General features: G+C 60.2%; 19 protein-coding genes, 1 pseudogene and 1 other annotated feature. Of the genes and pseudogenes, 17 read left to right on the top strand and 3 right to left on the bottom strand.

Translation table 11 applies throughout. The annotated features are described in order from the left end of the window. On the top strand, positions 1 to 672 hold a 672-nt coding region (locus H926_RS0101720; protein WP_022674759.1), incomplete at its 5' end, for an IS66 family transposase. Between the two features lie 58 nt (positions 673 to 730). Next, positions 731 to 1108, top strand: coding sequence for a hypothetical protein (locus H926_RS32175; protein WP_148291602.1), 378 nt, complete (start codon positions 731 to 733; stop codon positions 1106 to 1108). A 246-nt stretch (positions 1109 to 1354) separates the two neighbouring features. Here the strand turns inward: H926_RS32175 and H926_RS0101710 are convergent. Further along, a protein-coding gene (locus tag H926_RS0101710; protein WP_148291601.1) for an IS3 family transposase occupies positions 1355 to 2583 on the bottom strand; the annotation gives its coding sequence in 2 pieces (ribosomal slippage) (positions 1355 to 2295 and positions 2295 to 2583; 1230 coding nt in all). Next, positions 2188 to 2302 (bottom strand) — a sequence feature (AL1L pseudoknot). (Overlaps the previous gene by 115 nt.) Positions 2584 to 2694: 111 nt before the next feature. Between H926_RS0101710 and H926_RS35525 the strand changes: the two genes are divergently transcribed. Further along, positions 2695 to 2868 (top strand): transposase, encoded by a 174-nt coding sequence (locus tag H926_RS35525; protein ID WP_202804663.1) that lies wholly within the window; start codon positions 2695 to 2697, stop codon positions 2866 to 2868. A gap of 3 nt (positions 2869 to 2871) precedes the next feature. Continuing rightward, complete coding sequence (locus H926_RS34200) at positions 2872 to 3009, top strand: hypothetical protein (RefSeq protein ID WP_202804662.1); 138 nt, start codon at positions 2872 to 2874, stop codon at positions 3007 to 3009. Between the two features lie 250 nt (positions 3010 to 3259). Here H926_RS34200 and H926_RS0101695 read toward each other — a convergent pair whose 3' ends face one another. Continuing rightward, complete coding sequence (locus tag H926_RS0101695; protein ID WP_022674757.1) at positions 3260 to 4261, bottom strand: NAD-dependent epimerase/dehydratase family protein; 1002 nt, start codon at positions 4259 to 4261, stop codon at positions 3260 to 3262. An 86-nt stretch (positions 4262 to 4347) separates the two neighbouring features. On the opposite strand from H926_RS0101695, the pseudogene H926_RS31430 reads away from it, so the two are divergent. After that, a pseudogene (locus H926_RS31430) lies at positions 4348 to 5445 on the top strand (oligosaccharide flippase family protein); the annotation flags it as partial. Positions 5446 to 5652: 207 nt separating this feature from the next. On the opposite strand, the gene H926_RS35520 reads toward H926_RS31430, so the two are convergent. Continuing rightward, a complete protein-coding gene (locus tag H926_RS35520; protein WP_022674756.1) occupies positions 5653 to 7029 on the bottom strand; it encodes an O-antigen ligase family protein in 1377 nt (458 codons plus the stop codon). A gap of 179 nt (positions 7030 to 7208) precedes the next feature. On the opposite strand from H926_RS35520, the gene H926_RS25105 reads away from it, so the two are divergent. From H926_RS25105 to H926_RS25075, 12 genes are all read left to right on the top strand, one after another. Then, positions 7209 to 8273 (top strand): glycosyltransferase family 2 protein, encoded by a 1065-nt coding sequence (locus tag H926_RS25105; protein WP_082208953.1) that lies wholly within the window; start codon positions 7209 to 7211, stop codon positions 8271 to 8273. A gap of 600 nt (positions 8274 to 8873) precedes the next feature. Continuing rightward, positions 8874 to 9332 carry a transposase gene (locus H926_RS25100; RefSeq protein WP_202804661.1) on the top strand — a complete coding sequence of 153 codons (459 nt, stop codon included), beginning with the start codon at positions 8874 to 8876 and terminating at the stop codon, positions 9330 to 9332. Beyond that, positions 9329 to 9682 (top strand): IS66 family insertion sequence element accessory protein TnpB, encoded by a 354-nt coding sequence (gene tnpB / locus H926_RS0101675; protein WP_022674753.1) that lies wholly within the window; start codon positions 9329 to 9331, stop codon positions 9680 to 9682. Before H926_RS25100 ends, tnpB begins: the two co-directional genes overlap by 4 nt. Positions 9683 to 9731: 49 nt before the next feature. Then, positions 9732 to 11285, top strand: coding sequence for an IS66 family transposase (locus H926_RS25095; protein WP_022674752.1), 1554 nt, complete (start codon positions 9732 to 9734; stop codon positions 11283 to 11285). Further along, positions 11282 to 11893 carry a UPF0149 family protein gene (locus tag H926_RS0101665; protein ID WP_022674751.1) on the top strand — a complete coding sequence of 204 codons (612 nt, stop codon included), beginning with the start codon at positions 11282 to 11284 and terminating at the stop codon, positions 11891 to 11893. The genes H926_RS25095 and H926_RS0101665 overlap by 4 nt, the downstream gene beginning before the upstream one ends. Positions 11894 to 12559: 666 nt before the next feature. After that, positions 12560 to 14239 carry a GMC oxidoreductase gene (locus H926_RS25090; RefSeq protein ID WP_237740958.1) on the top strand — a complete coding sequence of 560 codons (1680 nt, stop codon included), beginning with the start codon at positions 12560 to 12562 and terminating at the stop codon, positions 14237 to 14239. Further along, positions 14226 to 15422, top strand: a complete 1197-nt coding sequence (locus H926_RS0101650; RefSeq protein WP_158441920.1) for a glycosyltransferase — start codon at positions 14226 to 14228, stop codon at positions 15420 to 15422. Before H926_RS25090 ends, H926_RS0101650 begins: the two co-directional genes overlap by 14 nt. Continuing rightward, the gene (locus H926_RS25085; protein ID WP_022674748.1) at positions 15422 to 16213 is read left to right on the top strand and encodes a WecB/TagA/CpsF family glycosyltransferase; all 792 of its coding nucleotides are present in this window, start codon (positions 15422 to 15424) and stop codon (positions 16211 to 16213) included. The genes H926_RS0101650 and H926_RS25085 overlap by 1 nt, the downstream gene beginning before the upstream one ends. Continuing rightward, positions 16210 to 17151 (top strand): aldo/keto reductase, encoded by a 942-nt coding sequence (locus H926_RS25080; protein ID WP_022674747.1) that lies wholly within the window; start codon positions 16210 to 16212, stop codon positions 17149 to 17151. Before H926_RS25085 ends, H926_RS25080 begins: the two co-directional genes overlap by 4 nt. After that, the gene (locus H926_RS0101635; protein ID WP_022674746.1) at positions 17148 to 18236 is read left to right on the top strand and encodes an acyltransferase; all 1089 of its coding nucleotides are present in this window, start codon (positions 17148 to 17150) and stop codon (positions 18234 to 18236) included. The genes H926_RS25080 and H926_RS0101635 overlap by 4 nt, the downstream gene beginning before the upstream one ends. 106 nt (positions 18237 to 18342) lie before the next feature. Then, positions 18343 to 18714 carry a transposase gene (locus H926_RS35515; protein WP_022674745.1) on the top strand — a complete coding sequence of 124 codons (372 nt, stop codon included), beginning with the start codon at positions 18343 to 18345 and terminating at the stop codon, positions 18712 to 18714. A 58-nt stretch (positions 18715 to 18772) separates the two neighbouring features. Continuing rightward, positions 18773 to 19000: transposase DNA-binding-containing protein (locus H926_RS25075; protein WP_043607363.1), on the top strand; the 228-nt coding region annotated here is incomplete at its 3' end.

The following is a 19000-nucleotide window of genomic DNA, read 5'->3' as shown; positions in this document are numbered from 1 at the left end:
ACTTCCGAATCAGGCACTAAGACATTCGCGGGTTTCCTGCAGGCCGATGCCTATGCCGGTTTCGAGCGCCTCTATGCCCCTGATCGCGAGCCGGGCCGGATCACGCCTGTCGCCTGCTGGGCGCATGCCCGTCGCAAACTGCATGACGTGTTCAAGGCGGACGAGCATTCCGTGGCGCGCCAAGGGCTGGATATGATCCGCGACCTTTACGCCATCGAGCGCCAGATCGCCGATTGTTCGGCGCAGGAGCGGCAGCAGGCGCGCATGGCATCGAAAGCCAAGGCGCTGGAGTTCTTCGCCTGGGCTGGTGATGTGCTGTCCAGGGCCTCGGCCCGCTCACCGCTGGCCGAGGCCCTGCGCTATGCCATGAAGCTGAGGCCCCAACTGCTGACCTATACCGAGGACGGCAGGCTGGACATCGACAACAACCCGGCGGAGAATGCCCTGCGGGGGATATGCCTGGGCCGCAAAAATTGGCTGTTCGCTGGTGCCGATTGCGGCGGTGAGCGCGCTGCCGCTATGTATTCCCTGCTGGAAACCGCCAAGCTTAATGGCTTCAATCCGCAGGAATGGCTCGCCAATGTGTTCGGCCGTATCGGCAAGGGCCATCCCATCAATCGGATCGATGAGCTGTTGCCTTGGAATCGGTCGACTGAAATTGTGAAGATATAAACTGGCTTGCTAAGCCCATATGCGTCACACTAGATGTCTTCGCACATGAGATAGACCGATGAATTGGCTTAAGCGGATCGCACGGGGAAGATCATCAAACGGCGCCGATAACAAGCTCGAACAGCGCCCACACCCCTATCGCGTTAAGACCGTCGATGATCTGTGGAACCATATAGCCTACGTGCGCGGGTATGCCCCGAACTACTTCAAGGATGAAGATTTTCTACTCCCCGAAGAGCAAATGACGCTCGATTTGGCATTCAAGTTTCTCGATGATGGGGTCGACGTCGCATATCCCGAGGAAGCGTTTGCGGAAAAACGATTCGAATTGCGGTCAGCACTCTCGCGCGCCCTCAGTGCATATCAATCAGGGGATGAGGTTGCAGCCGCCAAAATCCTCCAAGTCGATTTTGAAGACAAGATATTCAAGCCTTGATAGCATGAATGACCGGACGCTTACGGACAAGGGAGGGCCTTCCCCAAGAGGATCCATGCAGGCAGCCCACATTCCTAGCCTGAGTGACGCCATCGCCACCTTGTTTTCGGCGCGTGCAGAGCTCGTCGAGCAGATCAAGGAAATGGACCGGCGCTTGCATGTTGTCGCCAGTCAGTCACAAGCCTGCGAAATCCCCGGGCGTCGCCTTGAAGCGTCCCGGGTTTTCCGGAGGCAGTTTCAATTGAGTCATGCAGCCATATCGAGGTTCTCAAGATCTGCATAGTAATTGGCTTCGGCCTCGGCGGGTGGGATGTAGCCGATAGGGCCGAAGAGGCGTTGATTGTTGTACCAGTCCACCCAGCGCAAGGTGGCCATTTCAACGGCCGATGCGCTCGGCCAAGAGCGCTGGCGCCAGATCACCTCGGCCTTGTAAAGCCCGTTGATCGTCTCGGCCAAGGCGTTGTCATAAGAATCCCCGACGCTGCCGACAGATGGAACCAGGTTGGCCTCGGCAAGGCGCTGTGTGTAGGCCATGGCAAGATATTGAACTCCCCTGTCGCTGTGATGGACGAGGCCATCGTCGGGGCCAGGCCTGCGCGCATGGATCGCCTGTTCCAAAGCGTCCAGCACAAAGCCGGCGGTGGCGCTGGAGCTGACCTTCCAGCCCACGATGCGCCGGGCATAAGCGTCGATCACAAAAGCCACGTAGACGAAGCCGGCCCACGTATGGACGTAGGTAAAATCGACCACCCACAAGGCGTTGGGCCGAGCGACGCGAAACTCCCGATTGACCTTGTCGAGCGGGCACGGCGCTTTGGGATTGCTGACGGTCGTGATCGTCCTCTTTCCGCGGCGAACGCCTGACAGGCCCATGACGCGCATCAGCCGCTCCACCGTACATTTGGCGACCGCCACGCCCTCGCGCCGCAATTGGTGCCAGACCTTGCGGGAGCCATAGACGCCATAGTTGGCTTCGTGGACGCGCTTTATCTGCCCACGCATCTCCTCGTCGCTGCGCGCACGTGCCGGGCGCTTCCCAGGATCGGCAAGGCGTAAGGCATGTTCGTGATAGGAGGACGGGGCGATTGCCAGTTCACGGCAGATCGGCTCGATACCCAGATCCTCGCGATGGGCGTCGATGAACGCCATCATCATCTCTCGCGGCGGTCGAGCTCCGCCATGGCAAAATATGCTGACGCCTTGCGCAGGATTTCATTGGCCCGGCGCAGTTCCTTCACCTCGCGCTCCAGCAGCTTAAGCCTGGCCTTGTCATCGCCCGCCAGCGCCGCTGGTGCCGTTCGTCGGCTCGCCTCCTCACGGCACCAGCGGCGCAGCGTCTCGGCCGTGCATCCGATCTTGCCGGCGATCGAGGTCATCGCCTCCCACTCCGAGCCATAATCGGCGCGATGCTTGCCAACCATACGCACAGCGCGATCACGCACCTCAGGCGAAAATTTGTTCCGGGTTTTGCTCATCACGAATGCTCCTTCTCACAAATAGGAGCCTCCGGAAAACCCGGGACGCTTCACCTTCCAGGCATCAGCCCCATTTGCAGCAGCAGTCGATGAGGCGGGGCGTTTGGGACAATCACGCAATGCTGGTGCATATTCGGCCTGGTCCGCCGCCGACATCAGACGGGTGAGCTGGACTGGATAGGCAGGATTACCGCGCAAGGTGATAGGACGGTGCGCAAGTTGTTGTATAAAGATGCCAACTCGATCCTAACCAGAGGCAAAGAGACTTTCGCCCTGAAGGCATGAGCCATGAAGATCGCCAGGCGTTGCGGCCTGAAAAAGGCCCGCGTCGCACTTGCTCGCCGCCTCTCGGTCATCATGCACGCCATTCTGCGCGACGGCATTTCGTTCCAGCCAGCAGGTGTGGAATCTGTTCGCCAGCGCTGAAGTGTCAAAGCTGATCCGAGGGCGGGTGTCCCGCAAGGGAGCGCAGGGACGAACGATCTGCGAAGATTAACGGATGGGCCCACACGCCCGCTTCGAGTCAACGCAACCTTCGGCTGTGTAAAACGCGATACAGCACGACCGAGCCTCTGGCTCGGCCAGTGCGAACAGATCCACGAAACCCTCAAGGGATTACACTACCTAACTCTGCAATTACAGACCCCAACCCTAACGCATGAGTTCATCACTGTGCTCACATCCTCTTGTAATCTCGGTACCATTTTGCCCAAATCGGAATACCGACTGATATAGGAGTAGAGGGTTCGAAGCCAAGATCGTTACGGATCGCGTCAATATCTGCATAGGTTGCAGGGACGTCGCCAGGCTGCATCGGCTTGTATTCGCGAACTGCCTTACGGCCGAGCGCGTTCTCGATTGCCGTAATCAACTCTTCGAGCGGTTCCGAACGATGGTTCCCAATGTTATAAAGCCGGTGCGGCGAATGGCTGCCACCCGCCTTGGGCGCGCCGTCATCGCTCGGGGGATTGTCCAGCGCCGCCACGATTCCACGGACGATATCGTCTATAAAGGTGAAGTCACGCTGCATCCGTCCTTCGTTAAAGACTGTGATAGGACGGTCGTTCAGGATCGCGTCGGTGAACAGCCATACGGCCATGTCTGGGCGGCCCCAAGGGCCATAGACCGTAAAGAAGCGCAATCCAGTCTGCGGGATGCGGAATAGATGGCTGTAGGTCTCACTCATCAGCTCGTCGGCGCGCTTGGTCGCAGCATAGAGCGAGATTGGCCAGTCGACACGATCCTCCACCCTAAAGGGCAGCGACTTGTTGGTACCGTACACCGATGAGGATGAGGCATAGACAAGATGCTCGACGCCTCGCGCCCGCGCCAGTTCAAGCATGTTGACATGGCCCGATAGGTTGGATGCTACATAGGCGCGCGGGTTTTCTAATGAATAGCGTACGCCCGCCTGTGCCCCCAGATGGACGATGCGTTCGATATCGATCCCGGAGAGGGCGTGTTCCAGCGCCACGTCATCCGAGAAATCGACATGGTGGAAGGTAAAGCGGTCGCCGCCCGCGCCGTCGCGCAGGGTGGCGAGCCGGTCGTGTTTCAGCTGGACGGCATAATAATTGTTGAGATTGTCGATTCCCACTACCCGATCGCCACGCGCAAGCAGCACCCGGCAAACGTGCATCCCGATGAAGCCTGCCGCTCCGGTCACCAAATACGCCATACATCGTCCTTCAGGCTAGTGAGCATCCCGCCGAACCACCGGCTCGGGAATCCCCGTGGAACCATCTGATCGTTTTGCATTGCAGTATGAGGGCGCATGTCGCAATAGCCGAGTTGGCAGCAGGTTGCTGGCCGGGAGCCTATTGGGGGCAACAGGGAGCCTGCCGGCAAATGAAGAGATTGTCCAAATCCATGTCCGAACTCGCGACTGACGACACATCCCGGCATGTCGCCGGACAGGCACGCAACACCGATAAGGTGCTGATGGTGGTAGCAACGATGGCGCGACTCGCAGTTGGACTGCTGACGTTCATCATCCTCGCCCGCTATTTAGGTCCGTCACAGTTCGGCATCATTGCGCTGGCGATCGCTTATACCACCTTTGCTGCAGTGCTGACCGATTTTGGCTTTGCAGTATCTACGCTCCGCCTCGCCTCCGCCGACCCTGCGCGATCGTCCTCCATCATCGGCGATGCAATCGCAGCCAAAGCGCTACTAACCATTCCGGTGACTGTCATCGGCGCGATTATCGCCTTTATTACACTACCGGTAGAATGGCTGCCAGTGTTCGTGCTCGTACATATCGGGTCATTCGCCAATTCCTTCGGTGAGTTGCTCCTGATAGCAGCACGTGCGCGGCGGCGCTTCGTGCTGGAGGCGAAGCTCGTGATTTCGTCGAGTGTCCTAATGTTGCTGGTGTTCGGTAGCGTCACCGCAATAACTCGCGATCTGCATTGGGCGGCTGCCGCATTCATGGTGACGCGGGTACTGTACCTGATCATGATCCGAGTTGTGTTGCGCCATTGGCTGGAGCCTGTCAGTGCGATGGGGCGCTCACTCACGCAATTGCGCAAAGCGATGGCGCTGGCGCGGGGCTTTGCCTTCGACCAGATTTTGACAGTATTGGCGACCCAGGCCGATCTCTTGCTCTTCTCAACGATGCTGAGCGTACACCAATTTGGTGTGTACCAAGCCGGGGCGCGGCTTGCCCAGGTGAGCGTGTCGTTCGCGCCAATCCTGTCGAACGTCTATCTGCCCGGATTGTCGGCGGCGGCGATCAACGAGGACGATGCCGGGTTTCGCGACGGCTCTAAGCGATTGAGCGTCGAGTTTGCCGTCCTGTCGCTGCTGGGGGGCGCGGCATTCCTATTTCTCGGCCCGATCGCCTCGCCTCTGATCTACGGCTCAGGCTATGACGGACTGTCCTTGCTTTGGCCGGGTCTTGCCGCTTTCGTGATATTGCGTTTCGGGGCGGGCAGCTTTGGCATCCAGCTAGCAGCATTAGGCCATGTCCGCACCCGCATCGCCAGCAGCCTCGCCTCGACTGCGGTGCTTGCAGTGCTCACCTTCTCGCTCCTGGCGAAGTACCAGTTGCATGTCGCCGCTCTGCTGCTAGCTGCGGGGGCTGTGCCCAGCATTAGCATTCTCGGCATCATGCTGGCCCGCGATTCGCGCGCGAGCGTCGCCGTGCGCTGGACGCTGCCGATCCTCTTGGTCGCGGCGGCGGGGATCATCCTGGCGCGGCACGACCGCGCTGCGTCGGCCGATGTAGGCGAGCGACAGCGACAGGAACACCCCGCCTAGGCCGACAGTCAACTGGGGCGAAAAGATTTGTTCGATCGCGAGATAAATCAGGAACGCGCTCAGGAAGCGGGCGGCGCGCTGGTTCGCTTCTCCAGCCGAAAGATCGCCTGTAAACCGGGCCATATACCAGAAGGCGAGCAGGATCAGTAGGATGCCGACGAAACCCGTTCCGAGCATGTCGCCAAAATAGCCAAGATCGGCCACATAGACGGTGTCAGTGAACACCGAATCGAGGTCGTTGGCCTGGTTCGGCAGCCCGATGCCGAGAATAGGTGTCTGCCAGAATACAGGATTGGCCGTATCGAACTGCAATGCACGCGCAATTCCGCTGCTGTCGCTAGCCATCAGCGAGAAGGGATTGAACGGAAGCGAAGCAGCGATGATCACCATCGCGATGCCCGCCGCCGCTATTGCGAATCCTAGCCACGCGCGTACGCGCGACCCCATGGGAATGGCGAGCATGAGCAGTCCGGCCACCGTCGCAGCGGTGTTCCAGCGTGAATCTGACACGATCAGCCCGTAAACCGATAGCGCCGCAAGCGCCGCCATGCCCGCCCGGGCCCACAGACTACGCTGGCCGTAAAGGTGCGAGATGGAATACAGGACGACGAAGGCCATCGCCGAGTCCGACGTAGCGATCTTGAAGTCGCTGTAGCTGCCACTCGCCGCAGCATCATGGGTGCGTCGCAATTGTCCCTGCAACGCTTCCTGACCGCTCGTCGCCAGATGGCGGATCATATTCGCATCGAGCGTTTGGTATAGGAAAATATAGATGAAAAGATGCACGATCGCAGCAATGAAGAATATGCGCAGGAACCGGCTCGCCGGAAATCGTACGGAGAGAATGGCCGCCATTGGCGTGAGAAACAGTGGCTGATAGCTGCCGATCAACGCGCCGGTGAACCGGGTATGCCAAACGGAAGCGAACCAATATTGGTAGCCGAAAATGATGGCGAACATCGCGATCAGCGCGAAGCCAGCGTAGGGGAGGCGGGTGAGCGCGAATGGCAAGAAAGCGAGCGATAACAGTAGTGTCGTCCAGCTGAGGATGGTAAACGTCAGGAACGGCAAAAACGTGTAGGTCCGCGCGACCATCACGATCAGCAGGAACAATTCTACGCCGATGATGATATCAAGGAACGTGATAGATCTGTCGCGTGCCGGGCTGGCAGTGGCTGTGGTCATACGTCTATGTATACTCGGCTTATGGAGTGCAGTCCTTATCGTCTTGCGGTATGCGAGGCAACCATTAGACTTGGAAACCGGTTTCCGAACCATATTCGCCGCAGGTGCGAAGGAGGCGTTTGTTCACTTCGCAAAGAGGCTATCAGGGTTGCCGGACCCCCGTCTCAGGAGCCGCATTGATGACTGACACTTCGCAATCCCTTGCCCCGAGCGCGGAGGCGCCATCGCTTCCAGTGGTGCTGGTCAACTGGAACGGATGGGAGGATACAATTGCCTGCATTCGATCGCTGATCGCAACAGACCATGACGATTTGGTCGTCATTGTGTGTGACAATGCCAGTACCGATGGCTCGGTCAAGAGGCTCTGCGCATGGGCAGACGAAGCATTGCGCAGAGCCGCGCCACTGCGACGTCCTGCGGTCGAACATGCCCGATGCATTACTGAATGGGTTGCCCCCAACCGCGCCGGCTTTCGCTTCGTACTGGTTGAAAATGACGGTAATCTGGGGTTTGCAGGCGGCAACAATGTCGGCATCGCACTTGCGTTAGCCGATCCCGCCTGTCGCCATGTGTTCCTGCTAAACAACGATACCGAGGTGGAACCTGGTGCACTACGGGCACTTCAGGCGAGGGCGGCGGCCGATCCGATGCTGGCAGTGATCGGCGCAACGCTTGTATTCCACGACCGGCCCGACCGGGTGCAGGGGCTGGGCGCCGGTTATGATCGTAAGCGCGCGCGCGCGCGTACCCTTTTCGCGGGCGGCGCGCGCGACGCGCTGCCGCCGGTCGAGGCAATTGAGCAGCAGATTGAATATGTGATCGGCGCCGCGATGTTCATACGCGCCGACGTGTTGCGCCGCACCGGTGGAATGGGCGAGCAGTATTTCCTATATTATGAGGAACTGGATTTTGCTCATCAACTGTTGCCCGGAGAGCGGCAGGGCTGGGCGCCTGACGCGGTCATCCGGCACAAGGTGGGCGGGTCGATCGGTACCGGGCGAGCGAAGGCGCGCCCGTCGAACACCAGCCTATATTACGACCATCGCAGCAAAATCCGCTTCTATCGCACTTATTGGCCGGAGATGACGCTGTTCCTGGTTGCGGCGCTAGCCAAAACGATGCTTGCTTATCTGCGTCAGGGCGATGTGACCGCCGTGCGTGTGATTCTGTGTGCGCTTCGCGACTATGCGCAGCAACCGGCAAGCTATCGCGCTGATTTGTCACGCTTCCAGCAACCCAAATGAGCGCATTTCCGCCGCTAATAAAATATGTTTACGGCTGCTCTTACGTCGCAAGGTGAAAGGCGGTATGTTTGACTGTAGCGCCAAGCGGTATGATCTCTTGAGGGATCATTTATTGACTTGGATTTGTAAGCCCTTGCTTGGTCGCGCTGTTGCAGGCCTATAGAGGGAATGCTGTATAGCCTGAAAGCGAGTTTTCGGCCCGTCCAGCGTCAACCAGCGTGCAGTACCGATCCAGCTCGGATTGTGTGCAATTCGGTTCTCGCTGTCGCCATAATCCAGCTTTGAGCCGGTCGATTTTGGCGCCGAGGTGCATTCGGCGCTTGAAGGCCCTCAGGCGGTGGGCGTCGCCTCGCCCTGCCGCCGGACCACGGCGTCGAGATCGCGACGCGAACGGCGTCCCTATCGGCCTTAATGTCCGCAGCTTGGGCCGAGTCAATGTCGTGCTCGCCTGTCTCCCTCGATCACCCAGTGGCAAACGAGATCATCTTGCACGAAATATTTGCGTCAGGGGCCTCCTTGATCAGTGTTAGCGTTGCGAGCGGCCCACATGGACGTTGCGCCAAGGTGCCCCGAAGAGGCTGTCATTGAAACGGCATCGGGATGTTGCGGATGTTTGGCGATCAGGCGGGCGATTTGAATGTGCTGGCGGATGGTGCGGCACCATGTGCGAATTCGGATTGGGACGGTGTGCCGCACGGTGCGAATGGAGATGCCGAGGGCACGATGATCCTGGGTCCGCAACGACGAAACCGGCGGTGGGATCGGCACGAGAAGGCCCGGATCACGGCGGAGAGTTTCGAGCCGGGTGCGAACGTCTCGGCGGTGGCGCGGCGTCACGGGGTCAGCGTGGGGCTGTTGCATTATTGGCGACGGATGGTGCGGGACCAGGCTGCGCTGGAACCGATTTCGTTCGTACCGGTGGAAGTGGATGACAGCGCGACGGCGCGCGCGCCTGCGGGTGATCTGGAAATCGCCATGGGCGGTGCGCGAATTATGCTGCGTGGCCCGGTCGACGCGGACATGCTGCGGACGGTGTTCGATGCGCTGCGCCTGCGATGATCCTGCCGCCCGGCAACGTCAGGGTCATGCTGGTCGCAGGCCCGATCGACTTTCGCGCAGGGATGAACAGGCTGACGTCGTTGGTGGCCAATGAACTCGGGCGCGATCCCTATGGCAGGGACGTCTTCGTGTTCCGCTCAAGGCGGCGCGATCGGCTGAAATTGCTCCATTTCGATGGCTCGGGCCTGTGCCTGATGACCAAATGGCTCGAGGCGGGCCGGTTCGCCTGGCCGCCGGTGACCGATGGGGTGATCAAACTCACCCCGGCGCAGATGACGTTGCTGCTCGGCGGCATGGACTGGCGCCGACTTGAGGAAAGCCCGGTCAAAAAGCCCGAGATTGCAGGCTGAACCGGTGGTTTTGTTGGGTTTTTGGGCAGTGCTGTGCTAACCATCGGCTGTGACCCGTCCGCCCGAACCTCAGGCTGAAGCCCTTGATGCCTTGACCCGTCGGGTCGCGGAACTGGAGGCGGAACTGGCCGCCACGACCAGGCTGTTGGGCACCTACAAGGCCATGCTGTTCGGCGCCCGTTCCGAGAAGGCGCGCATCGTTCTCGATGGGCAAGGCCAGCTCGATCTGGACGATCTGCGCCCTGCTGGCCCCATGTCGGCACCGGCAAACGATGACCCGGCGCCGGCCCAGGCCAAGCCGCGGGCCCGACGGAACATCGGCGCGTTGCCTCGCCATCTGCCGCGGATCGTTCAGATCATCGAACCCGACAGCACCGCTTGCGCCTGCTGCGCCGGCGCCATGCACAAGATCGGCGAAGACGTCAGCGAGGCGCTCGACATCGTGCCGGCCATCCTGCGCGTCATCGCCACCGTCCGGCCACGCTATGCCTGCCGGGCCTGTGAAGGAGCGATTGTGCAGGCCCCGGCGCCGCGCCGGATGATCGAGGGCGGCATGGCCACGACATCGCTGATCGCCTGGGTCGTGACCCAGCGCTTTGCCTGGTATCTGCCGGCCTATCGGCAGGCGCAGATGCTGGCGGGACAAGGCCTGCGGATCGACCGCTCGACCCTGTCACGCTGGATCCGGTCCGCCGCGTGGTGGCTGCAGGGCCTCTATGATCGCCAGTTGCTTGCCATTCACAGCCATCCGCGCATTCACGTCGATGAGACGCGGATGCCGGTGATCGGCCGCGGTGCCGGCAAGCTGCGCATCGATCAGTTCTGGGCGCACGGCACCGATGACCGCCCATGGAACGGCCCGGCGCCACCGGCGGTGTGCTACGTGCACGCGCAGGCACGCAGCCACGCCGAGATCGCCGCGCAACTGGCCCGCTATCAAGGCGTTCTGCAGGTCGATGGCTATCGCGCCTACAAGGCGCTGGAGGATCCGAACCGGCCTGCCGGACAGATCCGACTTGCCTTCTGCATGGCACATCTGCGCCGACGCTTCGTCGATCTGCACAAGAGCACGCGCTCGCCGATCACGGCGCAGATTATCGCGCTGCTGAGCCGGATCTACCGCATCGAGGCAGAGATCCGCGGTACCGACGCCGACCACCGGAAGGCGGTTCGCCAGGCCCGGTCACGCCCGATCATCGACGAACTCAAGGCGCTGTTCGATGACACCTTGCCGCGGGTCGCGCAAGCATCGCAGTTGGCCGAGCATATCCGCTATGCCCATGGCCACTGGCGCGGGCTGCCCCTGTTCCTTGAGGATGGCCGCATCGAGATCGACAACAACATGATCGAGCGGCAGATGCGCCCGATCGGCATTGGCCGCCGGAACAGCCTGTTTGCCGGCAACGAGGCCGGCGCCCACAGTTGGGCCGTGCTCGCCTCATTGCTCCAGACCGCCAAGCTGAACGGGCTCGATCCCCTCGTCTGGCTCGATGACGTGCTGACGCGAATGGTCTCGGGCGCGGTCCGCAACAACGATCTCGACCAGTTACTTGCGTGGAACTGGCAACCTGCCGTTCGCACTGCACCGCGGCAGGCGGCATGAACAACCGTCGCGCCAGACGCGCCGCGCGGCCGGGCAAGGTACCTGCTGCGTTCACGCTCGCGCAACTGGAGGACTGGCAGGCCCGTCGTACGCCGCCCGCGCCCGGCGTCTCGATGATCGATGGCTATCTGACCGCACTCGTGGTCTCGCCCCGGTTCCTGCCGCCCGAGGACTGGCTCGGCCCCATCGTCGGCGGCGAGGTCATCTGGGCCCCCGGCGGCAGCACCGAAGCCGCGATCCGAACGACCATCTTCCAGCGCTACAGCCAGATCGGTGCCACTCTCTCCGGTGGCCCCAAGCGCTACGCGCCCATCTACATGAGAACCGACGACGGAGAGGTGTTGCTCGAGGACTTCGCCAACGGCTTCTACCACGGCATGCAACTCAGCATCGACGACTGGAAGCCGGTCATGAGCGATCCCGCCATCGGCCCTGCCATGACCGCCATTCTCGGCCACTGCACCAACATGATCCCCGAGCACGAGCGTCAGGCCGCCATAAGCCCGCAAGCCGCCGACCTGCTGGCGCAATCGTGGCGCATCATTCCCGAACTCGTCGAAATGCTGCACCGGACCATCGCCGGTGCCAGAAACATCGAGATCCACTGACCCAACGCTACGCCGCGCAACCGCGGCATTATGCGGTCCTTGCAATGTGGGGTGGTCGCACCGCTAACTGATCAGTTGCAGAGGTGCAATATACAATCGGTCTAGTGTCCTGTAGGATCGAGTCTTAAACTCAACCTATCCGACCGCCGCGACCCCGCGCTGCGGGCTTAAGGCGTACAGCCAGCCGATGACACTATCGATAGATCCTATCCCACGCCCTGGCGCGCGACAATTGTCCGCTCTACGCCCAGTGGCGCGGCGGGAATTTGCAGCAACTTCGAGCCCTGTTAGGCATTCGAGCGCATAATTGCTCTGACCCTTTGTGCCTTTCCGTTGTCTTGTGCTGACAGCGTTAGGGGTTTATGTAATTGATTTGTTTGCATTGTTGTGCCCAGTTGGCCTACAGACGTGTCTGGCGTAACTTCCACGCTGGGCGGTCCAGTCTCACGTGGGCCGTTGGACAGATAAGCCCCCAGTTGCGAATTATAGCCGTCCATTGGGATGTTAAGCCTTGCATCGTTTGTTCGCATACGCAAAAAGACCTGCGTAGAGCCCAACAGCAGTTGCCACTTTGCGCGAGCATTCATGCCCGCCGCGATGGTCATTGGCTGAGGCTCAGCGGGAGCGCGTGATTTGCTGAGCGATGGCTTGCATGGACTGGATGGCGTGCACCGGACGATTTGCGTCGTCGGGTCGGGTCCTGCCGGGCTCGCCCTGGCGACCGATCTCAGCAGGCGCGGGATCTCGGTGCTGTTATTGGAATCGGGCGGCGTCAATGCTGATCCCAGGGTTCAGGAACTGTCGGCAGGAACGCTGGTAAATCCAGTGCGACACGACGACTTGATGGTTGCAAGCGCCCGGCGCCTGGGCGGTGCGTCAAACCTTTGGGGCGGGCGCTCGATGCCCTATGATCCGGTTGACTTCATTGATCGTCCCTGGGTCGATGCGCGCTGGCCGATTTCCTACGCTGAACTGATGCGTTGGTTCCCCGCTGCCGCTGCAACGACACACAGCGGTGGGGCAGTTTATACTGGCGAGCAGCTGGCCAGCGCTGCAGTAGACCGGCAGTTCGACGCCGACGGCATCGAGCGGGGAGTAAATATCCAGCAGGCGCAAGTCATCCACGCAGAGGCGATCGCGCGCGACCCCTTACTCGATATTCGTACTCACGCGACGGTTGTCGGCATCGATTTTGCGGAAAACGGCTGCGTCACAGCGATCGACGTCGCCCATACGCTGAACGGCGCGCGGGCGCGACTGCGCGTCGACCATCTCGTCGTTGCAGCCGGCGGGTTGGAAACGACGCGGCTATTGCTCGCTGCGCGAGGCACGTCGGAAGCGCGCTTCGGCGGCCCCGATGGTCCGCTCGGACGCTATTACATGGGGCACGTCATCGGCGAGATCGCTGATATCGTGTTTGATGATGAAACGTCGGTCGACGCATTCGATTTCCGGATCGATGCCCATGGCTCCTATACCCGACGCAGGGTGACGGCGTCACTCGAGACGCAGCTTGAACACCGGCTGCTCAACGCCAGCTATTATCCGATCGTGCCTCCCGTCGCCGATGCGCGGCATGGCAGCGCGATCCTCTCGATGGTCTACATGGCTCTACTTTTTCGCCCGCTGGGCAACCGCCTTGTGGCCGAGGCAATTCGCGCCCGCCACGTTCCCGCCCATCCGGGCAGCTTGCTACCGCATCTACGCAATTTGGCGACGGGATTTCCGGCATCGCTTGCCTTTGCCGTAGAATTCCTGCGTCGCCGCTATGGGGGCGGGACGCGCATCCCTGGCTTCTTCGTCCGCAACAAAGCGCGGCGCTACGGGTGGTCTTATCATGCCGAACAGGCGCCGAATCGCGACAGCCGCGTCTGGCTATCGGGCAAGAGGGACCGGTTAGGATTGCCGCAGTTGACCGTCGACTTGCGATTTTCTGACGCTGATGCGGATTCTGTGGTGCGTACCCATGATCTGATGGAAGGTTGGCTGGCTCGCACCGGCATTGGTCGTATCGAATATCGGGTGCCGCGCGAGGAGCGGCATGCCGCCGTGCTCGCTCTTGCGGCGCATGGCACTCACCAGATCGGGCTGGCGCGCATGGGAGCGCATCGGCGTGACGGAGTAGTTGACAGCCAGCTCAGCTGTTTCGATGCGCCTAACCTCTATCTTGCCAGCACGGCGGTATTACCCACCTCGGGGCAGGCTAATCCAACCGTTTCCACGGTCGCAATGGCGTTGCGCCTCGCCGACCGTCTCGCTGTGCGACTCGCAGCCCCTGCCGCCGTCACGGTTGGTAGGGCCTCACACCAGGCAAATGATCCGGAAGGACACCATGAAATCGGCTAAATGTTATAAGGTCGCTCTGGTCAACAGTGCCGATCCACGTGGAGCGAAGATCGGTGGCATTGAAACCTATATCCGCGACTATATCTTTTATCATCCCGAAGACATGGACTTGTTGTTCATAGGGGCCGATGAAATCGGCGACATGCCTATTGGCAAAGTTGCGGACGCAGAGTTTCGCGGGCGGCGTTTCAAGTTCCTGGCCCTTTACCGGCTCGATGATGCGGTCAACAAATACACCGGGACGGTGACGCAGTCGGAAACCTTCCGCTTTGCGCGTCAGCTGATTGACAAATGGAGGACACTGCGCCGCGTGCTTCGCGCCGGAGACTATTCGGTCGAGGTGCGGCGTCCCGAATATGCACCAATCTTCTTCTCGATGGGCGTACCCGTCATTCAAATGATCCACGTGTGGGGTGGTAAGGATAAGCAGCAGAGTGGAGTGCTAGCTCGATATGGCTGGTTGCGGCATGCCAGCGAACTTGTGTCGGCGGCAATCGTCAAGAAATTTTATTCGGTCAACAGTGACATGACAACGATGTTTAAGCGTCGCTATCCGATGTTTCGAGGGAAGTTTGATACGTTAACGACTTGGGCTAACACCTCGATCTTTCAGCCTACGCCATTCGTGTTTGACGGTGACCGGATTGACGTGATCTATGCCGGGCGGATGGACCTATTCAAGCGGCCTGACTTGATGTTCTCGGTCATCGCTGAGCTGCAGCGGCTGACCGGGCGGGTTCGTTTCCATTATGTTGGCGATGGCGATACTGAGCAATTCCCTGAATTCTCCGCAATCCGCGACATCACCGTGCGCCATGGTGTTATGAAGAGTCCTGAGATCGCAGCTCTGATGCAGCAGTGCCAGATGGGGCTATTGACCTCCGACTTCGAAGGCATGCCACGGTTCGTCATGGAACTATTGACTTCGGGGCGCCCCGCTGTCTGTCTGCATCTACCCCAGTTGGAATCAGTCTTGGTGGACGGCGTGACTGGCTTCATCGTGCCGCGCGGAGAAGATCAGGTCGCAGAGCAGGCGCGCCGAATGCTCGAGACATGGACGCTCGCACACGAGGGTCAACTTGATCCTATAGCTATTCGAAAAGCGGTCGAACCGTTCAGCCCGCAATCGCTACTTGGCAAAATCTGGAATGATCATCGCCGCCTGCATGAGATGGCTGCGTGATGTCAGATGCCATGCCGTTCTTTCCCGGCGGTGCTACGAAGCCGATCTTTGGGATACGGTTTGATAACGTCTCCCTGAAGGCGCTCGCCGAGACGATTGGTAAAGGTCCAGTCCCAGGGCAGAAGACCCGGTCTATCGTCACAGCCAACGTCGATCACATCGTATTGCTGCGAGAGAACGCTGCCTTGCGCGAAGCATATCGCAACAGCTGGCGGCGCACGATCGATGGGACGCCAGTGTGGCTATATGCCCGACTGCGTCAGGAACGGGCGCCGGACCGCGTTACGGGCGCTGACTTATTTCCTGAGGTTTTGTCGTTTCTCGCGCCATCTCGGCACCGCCTGTTCTTCGTCGTCGCGACGAATGAAATCGTCGAGCGCATGCAAGCATGGTTGCAAAATGCCGGCTTCCGCGCTGACCAAATCGGGTTCAACGTTCCACCATTCGGTTTTGAGAATGACGTGGGCTATGGCAAAGACCTGTCTGCACAGATTCGCGCAAACGGAACGACGCATCTGTTCTTCGGCGTCGGTTGTCCGCGTTCAGAGATATGGATCGATCGTCACCGCGACGCACTGGGTGATGTCTACGCCTTGGCGGTAGGCGCAGCAATTGGCTTCTTCACTGGCACCCAGCGGCGCGCGCCTAAAATCTTCCGTCGCTGCGGGATGGAATGGTCGTGGCGCCTGTTCACCGAACCCCGCCGTCTGGGGCCACGCTATATCGTCCGTAGTTGGGCTTTTTTGGGCGCGATTTGGTCGGACATAAAAAGTGCGAAGGTTGACTCATGACGACGGAAATCGGCTTCGGCTGCGCATCGCTAGGATCGCGCGTGTCGCGACGCGACGGGCTGGCGGCGTTGGCGAAGGCCTATGAGGCGGGTATCCGCTGGTACGATGTCGCACCCTCCTACGGTGATGGAGAGGCGGAGACGCTGCTCGGTCAATTCTCTGCTGACCGGCGCGATGCTATCATCCTTTGCACCAAGGTCGGAATTCTGCCCCCCGCTCCCTCAGTTCCAAAGCGGCTGTTGCGTCCGGTCGTGCGCGCTGCATTGTCTGCTGTCCCCGGTTTGCGTCAGACGGTGCGGCGGCATCGGCCCGCCGCCTCCAAGCCGCCGCTGGATGCGACACGGATTCTGCCCAGCCTCGACGCCAGCCTAAAGCGACTTCGGACAGATTATGTCGATGTGCTGGCGCTCCACGAGGCGACCCCAGACGAAGTAACGCGCGACGATATCTTGCGCGCGATCGAAATCGTGCTGGCATCGGGCAAGGCACGGACAATCTCGATCGCCTCGTCCACAGAAGCGGCGTTGGCGGGTATCGCAGGATCGCCACTATACGGCGTTGTCCAGCTGGCCAACAATCCGTTCCAGCCGCTGCGCGGTCGTGTCGCGGCCGCACTGCCCCCCGATCGTGATATCCGCATCGTTACGCACACTGTATTTGGTGCATCCGGCATGGTCGAACGGCTCACAGCACGAATTCGCAATGATGCAGTGCTGGCTGGGGCGCTGGCCGATGCGGGCTATACTGGTAGTTTACGCGGACAGGCGCTAGCGTACCTCGCCGATTATGCCCTTGCCGCCAACGATGGCGGGACAGTGCTAATGTCAATGTTCGGTGCTGGTCATCTCGAAGCAAATCTTACGCGCCTGAAACGTATGCCCGATGAAACGACAATCCTCGCTATTGCAGCGCAGATTCCCGCGGACGCGGGAGCATGACGATAGCGAAGCCGATGACGCGGTCGGCGGGACCGCATGCGCTGATTGGTATCCAGTACCTGCGCGCGGTGGCGGCACTTATGGTCGTGATCTTCCATCTCGAACCGCAGTTACATCGCATGGGCTATGCTAACTTCTGGCCTAAGGGGCTGTCGAGCGGTGTCGATATGTTCTTCGTTATCAGCGGCCTCATTATGTGGGTGACGACCAGCGGTCGCGCGGTTGGCGTGATCGACTTCTGGCAGCGGCGCGTTACGCGCATCGCCCCGCTCTACTGGGCGTTCACCCTTTTGATGGTGATATTGATGCTGATTGCTCCTAATATTTTGCAGAGCTCGCGCTATGACAGTTGGCATGTGCTTGCCTCATTTCTCTTCCTGCCTGCCCAGCACCCAGTAATGCGGTCGATGGAGCCGGTGGTGATGCCTGGTTGGACGCTTAACTACGAAATGTTTTTCTATCTGATATTTGGCCTTTGGTTGCTGGCCCCGGAACGCTGGCGTGCGGCGGGTAACGCCGCGACGATCGGCCTGCTAGTCGGGATAGGGGTTGTACTGGATTTGTCCGCAAGGAACAGTGTTGGGGGATTCTATACCTCTTCGATCATGATCGAATTCGTACTGGGAACGGTCCTTGGAGTATTGGTAACGCGTGGCGGGGTGCTGTCGCGGATTTCGATTGCGCTGGCATGGGTAGTGCTGACTGGTGGTATCGCCTTTGCAGTTCTGCTGCCTACAACAAGCTCGGACCTACCGCGTGCCATCACGCGCGGTATTCCGGCGTTTCTCACAGTCGGGGCGATACTTGTGCTAGAACTGCGCGGGCGTATCATCAACCACAAGGGATTACGTTTCCTGGGTGATGCCTCCTATTCGCTATATCTATCGCATTTCGTAATACTGTCGATGGTGTCACAGGTCTGGCGGCGGTTGCCGATTGCGCCTTCACCGCTATCCTACATCGCCTTTGGCATCGTAGCGGTTGGGATCAGCCTCATTGGGGGGGCGCTGTGCTATCGCTTCGTGGAGCAGCCGCTGACCGCGCTGTTCCAGCCTGCCCGCCGGCCCATCCCACAGTCGGCATAAATGACCAGCGCCTTCTTTCTGAGCCCTAGCAGGCAGCGGAAAAGGTCTTTAATCAGCGCCCTGGCGTGATTCGGCATCCGCATAGGATCACGTCTAGAGCGAAGCGATGCGCGGTGAAGATGATCCCAGCGAAGGGCTGTTTTCTTACGTGAGTTGCGAAGCCCGGGTTCCAGCAGGGCACCCGCTGCTCTATGCCATCGAAGACCAGGTCCGGGGCACCTGGGCAGAACATCGCCGCGCCATGCGCGCTGAACAGGCCCGCGTCATTGTCGATGGCCTGCACCTCCATCTCGAGGCAAGGCTCCGCCAGGTCAGCGCCAAGAGCAAGCTCGCCGACGCTATCCGCCACGCCTTGACCCGTTGGACCGGGCTGTCGCTGTTCCTCGACGATAGCCGCGTCGAGCGTAAGCATACGCCGAAGCTTGCGATTACCCACAAGTCGTTGAATCGCTTTCGCTGGGTTGCAGAAAATTCTTGAGTCTGATGAAACGGTTGTGATTCATTCCCGGGCACCTTGATGTGTTGCGGGGTGCGTGATGTCGGAGCTGAACGACGAACATGGGTCTACGGCGGGGCACTGGTCCCGAGGCGAGGTAGACGAGAAGGCCTTCAAGGACGCCCGTCTGGGCCGCCGGTTCGGCGATCTTCTGTGCCGCCTGAGCAACCGTATGGGCGGCACAATTCCACTGGCCTGCCAGGACTGGGCGAGCACGAAGGCTGCCTACCGGTTCTTTGCCAATCCCAAGGGTAAGCGACGTTCTCAG

The sequence above is a fragment of the Novosphingobium sp. B-7 genome (genome assembly GCF_000410615.1).
In the GTDB taxonomy this organism is placed as follows: Bacteria; Pseudomonadota; Alphaproteobacteria; order Sphingomonadales; family Sphingomonadaceae; genus Novosphingobium; species Novosphingobium capsulatum.
The sequence above is the reverse complement of the archived record's forward strand: the minus strand, read 5'-3'. Positions and strand labels throughout refer to the sequence as shown.